The following is a 3983-nucleotide window of genomic DNA, read 5'->3' as shown; positions in this document are numbered from 1 at the left end:
ACAGAATGGTTGCGTCAGAAAGGGAAGTTAAGCGTTAAACGTAGCTCGTGGTTAACACTGGCAGCCTGTTCGCTGCCGATGTTTTACGCAGGCGCCTTTCGTAAAGACAGAATGGTTGCGTCAGAAAGGGAAGTTAAGCGTTAAACGTAGCTCGTGGTTAAAGCTGGCAGCCTGTCCGCTGCCGCCCTTCGTGCCGGATTCATCGCCGAGCCAGCAAGAAGTTAAGACTTTGTCGCCTCATCCAGCCAGTCTTTGAAACGGGCGTAGGGCACGTACAGCGAGACATTTTTATACAGCGTTTTGCCGGTTTTAATATCGTTAATACGATTAGAATAGCCGACGATCACGCCTGCGACGGAATCATCGGACGCGTTGTAAACCGCGCCACCGGACATCCCCTGCACCACGCCCGCATCAGAAGCCACCACGACACAGCTCAGCTTGTTCCAGTCATTTTTCAGGCCGGTGTTCACCAGGTTAGTGCCGGTTGAGGCCACCGGCATGGCCGAAATAAAGCTGTAGCCATACAGATTAATTTTATCGCCCATAAAACCGTTACGAAAATGCGGAGCGGGAACGTTGCCGTTTTTATGGTACACCACCGCCAGGTCACATTCAGGATGGCGCGATTTAACGCGATAAAGCGAATATTTCGCCACGTGCGCCGCCGTCAGGCTGTAATCAGCGGTTAAGGGAATAGTGGTGCCCAGCGTGCCCACGCCCAGAATGGTAGGAATGCCGGTGACGGTCATATCCACACGCTTCTCCGCTTCGCTGCTGTACTCATATTTTCCCACTGAGCACCCGGTAATACTCAGCGTCAGCAGGCAAATAGCCAGTCGCATCTTTGCTCCTCGGTAATGAATCGTTCAAGCACAGCTCAATAAACGCCCGTTGCATCCATGATCGAGGTATCGGCCAACACTCGGAAAACTTTACCTATTTAACCGCACTCCGCTTTAAATGATGATCGGATAACTGATAATTTTCAGTAATGGGTGCCGTCTCAATTCGCATAAAATACGGCCATTTTTTACTAAAGTCTGGACCCGTTTTCCTGAAGTATAGACAAAGCCTACCGCCTGAAAATGACACTATTCAGCTAAAATTTGTTTGTAAAACGAACAATAACCCGCGATTGTTGCCTTTCAGGCAAGAGATTGTTGCCTGAGAAGAGGTATAAGTCCCTGATGAGCTGTGGTTTAATCTCTGATGTGATACAGATCAAAATTCACATTTTGTAATACTTTCCTGCCCCGTATTGTCCGCCGAGAGCCGTCGGCGGAAAGATAATTTTTTCTGGAGAAGATGAGATGCCCGTTTCTTTACTGGCATTGGCGTTAAGCGCCTTTGCTATTGGCACCACGGAATTCGTAATTATGGGCCTGCTACCGGAAGTGGCCGGCGATCTCAGGGTGACGATCCCCTCTGCGGGCTGGTTAATCAGCGGCTATGCGCTGGGCGTGGCGATCGGCGCGCCGATTATGGCGCTGCTTACGGCTAAGCTGCCGCGTAAAAAGACGCTGATTTTACTGATGTCGATCTTTATCGTGGGTAACGTGCTTTGCGCACTGGCTTACAGCTACAACCTGCTGATGGCGGCAAGGGTGATTACCGCACTTTGCCACGGCGCATTTTTTGGTATCGGTGCCGTTGTGGCCGCCAGCCTGGTGGCCCCTGATAAGCAGGCATCCGCCGTGGCGCTGATGTTTACCGGCCTGACGCTGGCTAACGTATTGGGCGTGCCGTTGGGCACCTGGTTTGGTCAGCTGTTCGGCTGGCGCGCGACTTTCTGGGGTGTGGCGGTGATAGGCGTGCTGGCATTTATCGCGCTGATAGTCAGCCTGCCAACTAACCGCAACGAGAAGCCGGTCCATCTGGCAAGTGAGATCGGCGCGCTGGCTAACGGCAAGCTGTGGCTGTCGCTGTTGATGACGGTATTTTTCGCCGCCGCTATGTTCGCGCTGTTCAGCTATATTGCGCCGCTGCTGCTCCAGGTTACGGGGATCAGCAACAAAGGCGTCAGCTGGACGCTGTTTTTGATCGGTGGTGGCCTGACGGTCGGCAACATTTTGGGCGGCAGGCTGGCCGACTGGAAAGTCTCCTTCAGTCTGATCCTCAGCTTCTCGCTGATCGCGCTGTTTTCGCTGGCCTTCAGCTGGACCAGCCATGCGCTGTGGCTGGCGGAGATTACCCTGTTCTTATGGGCGATGGCGACGTTCGCCACCGTGCCGGGCCTGCAAATCAACGTTGTTCGCCACGGCAAAGAAGCGCCGAACCTGGTCTCCACGCTGAATATTTCCGCCTTTAACGTCGGCAATGCGTTTGGCGCATGGGCTGGCGGTGCGGTGATTGACGGTGGCTACGGCCTGACTTCCGTCCCGGTTGCCGCTGCCGTACTGGCAGCTATGGGTCTGCTGATTTGCCTGCTGACCTTCCGCCGTAGCCGTGACCAGCGGCAGGCCGCGCGCGCTTAAGCCAGCAAGGCCTCAAGGCGCTGGTTGAACAGGCTGCTATGCTGATGCAGATGCAGGCTGAACGCGTCCACCAGCGCCGAACCAGGGCGGTGCTGCGGCCGGATCAGGCTGACGGTAAAAGGCACTTCAATGCTGAAGCGGCGGATCGCCACGCCGCTGCCTGCATAGTCCAGCGCCGTCAGTGGATTAACTATCGAGACGCCCACACCCGCTCTGACCATGGCGCACACCGAGGCCGCACTGTGCGTCTCCATCACCATCCTGCGCTGCACCCCCTGCTCGCTGAATAACTGATCCAGTAGCTGCCGGTAGCCGTCCGTTTGCGACAGGCTGATAAAGTTTTTGCCGGCAAAATCCTGCGGCGTCAGACAGCTTTTTTCTGCCAGTTCGTCATCCTGCGGCAGCACACACACTTCATTGCCGGTAAAAATCACGCAGCGATCTGTCCCGGCTGGCGTCTGGCTGGTTTCCGTTAAGCCCAAATCGTAACGCTGTGCCGACAGCCACTCCTCCAGCAGCGGTGACTCCTGTGGGATGATATTCAGGCTGACGTCAGGATAGTGCTGTAAAAAAGGCTGACAAAGCAGAGGAAGCAGCGACTGGGAAAACACGGGCAGACAGGCGACCGACAGCTCGCCCTGGCGAAACTGGCGCAAACTTTCCGCCGCGTTGATAATCCTGTCCAGGCCGTACCAGGAGCGCTGGACTTCCTCAAACAGCTTCAGGCCCTGCACGGTAGGGTGCAAACGGCCCCGGATGCGATCGAACAGCTTCAGACCGGTCAACTTTTCCAGCCTCGCCAGTTCGCGACTGACCGTGGGCTGCGAGGTGCTCAACATGGCCGCCGCCTCGGTCAGATTGCCGGTAGTGACGACCGCATGGAAAATTTCGATATGCCGCAGCGTAATACCCGCCATAAGTATCCCCTCAAAAAAGAAGCAGCCATATCATGGATGAATAGCCTTCGCTAAAACAGATATTTTTCATCCTGCCGCCGTTCTGGCGTAATGAGGCGACTACTGACAGGAGAAAGCCCGATGCCACGTCCGCTTAACACCACCGAAACCGCTCTTAACCGTGATAATTTGCTGCAGCTGGCGCGCCAGTATGGCGGCCCCGTCTGGGCTTACGATGCCGACGTCATTGCCGACCGCATCGCGCAGCTGCAGCAGTTTGACGTGGTGCGTTTTGCGCAAAAAGCCTGTTCTAACATCCATATTCTTAAGCTGATGCGCGCAGCAGGCGTCCGTGTCGATTCCGTATCGCTGGGAGAAGTGGAGCGCGCGCTGGCGGCAGGCTTCCAGCCGGGCGGCGAAGAGATTGTCTTTACGGCGGATCTGCTGGATGCGCCCACGCTGGCCCGCCTGACGGAACTGAAAATCCCGGTGAATGCCGGATCGGTCGATATGCTACACCAGCTGGGCGAAGCGTCGCCGGGGCACCGGGTTTGGCTGCGCGTCAATCCGGGATTTGGTCATGGTCACAGCCAAAAAACCAATACCGGCG

General features: G+C 55.8%; 3 protein-coding genes and 1 pseudogene. 2 read left to right on the top strand and 2 right to left on the bottom strand.

The genetic code is table 11. The annotated features are described in order from the left end of the window. Positions 1–221 precede the first annotated feature (221 nt). The gene (locus RTK32_RS19425; protein WP_312046859.1) at positions 222–845 is read right to left on the bottom strand and encodes a serine protease; all 624 of its coding nucleotides are present in this window, start codon (positions 843–845) and stop codon (positions 222–224) included. A gap of 468 nt (positions 846–1313) precedes the next feature. Between RTK32_RS19425 and RTK32_RS19420 the strand changes: the two genes are divergently transcribed. Continuing rightward, entirely contained in the window at positions 1314–2477 is a 1164-nt protein-coding gene (locus RTK32_RS19420; RefSeq protein ID WP_312046857.1) for an MFS transporter, read from the top strand. Here RTK32_RS19420 and RTK32_RS19415 read toward each other — a convergent pair. Next, on the bottom strand, positions 2474–3394 hold the full coding sequence (locus tag RTK32_RS19415) for a LysR family transcriptional regulator (protein WP_312046856.1): 921 nt from the start codon (positions 3392–3394) through the stop codon (positions 2474–2476). The genes RTK32_RS19420 and RTK32_RS19415 overlap by 4 nt on opposite strands. 120 nt (positions 3395–3514) lie before the next feature. On the opposite strand from RTK32_RS19415, the pseudogene RTK32_RS19410 reads away from it, so the two are divergent. Then, positions 3515–3983 (top strand): annotated as a pseudogene (locus RTK32_RS19410) (diaminopimelate decarboxylase); the annotation flags it as partial.

It is taken from the genome of Erwinia sp., from assembly GCF_031978025.1.
Classification (GTDB): domain Bacteria; phylum Pseudomonadota; class Gammaproteobacteria; order Enterobacterales; family Enterobacteriaceae; genus Erwinia.
The sequence above is the reverse complement of the archived record's forward strand: the minus strand, read 5'-3'. Positions and strand labels throughout refer to the sequence as shown.

Bases quoted from the DNA above. Each gene is read 5' to 3' on its own strand.
- RTK32_RS19425 (WP_312046859.1), bottom strand. From the start codon at position 845: ATGCGACTGGCTATTTGCCTGCTGACGCTGAGTATTACCGGGTGCTCA.
- RTK32_RS19420 (WP_312046857.1), top strand. From the start codon at position 1,314: ATGCCCGTTTCTTTACTGGCATTGGCGTTAAGCGCCTTTGCTATTGGC.
- RTK32_RS19415 (WP_312046856.1), bottom strand. From the start codon at position 3,394: ATGGCGGGTATTACGCTGCGGCATATCGAAATTTTCCATGCGGTCGTC.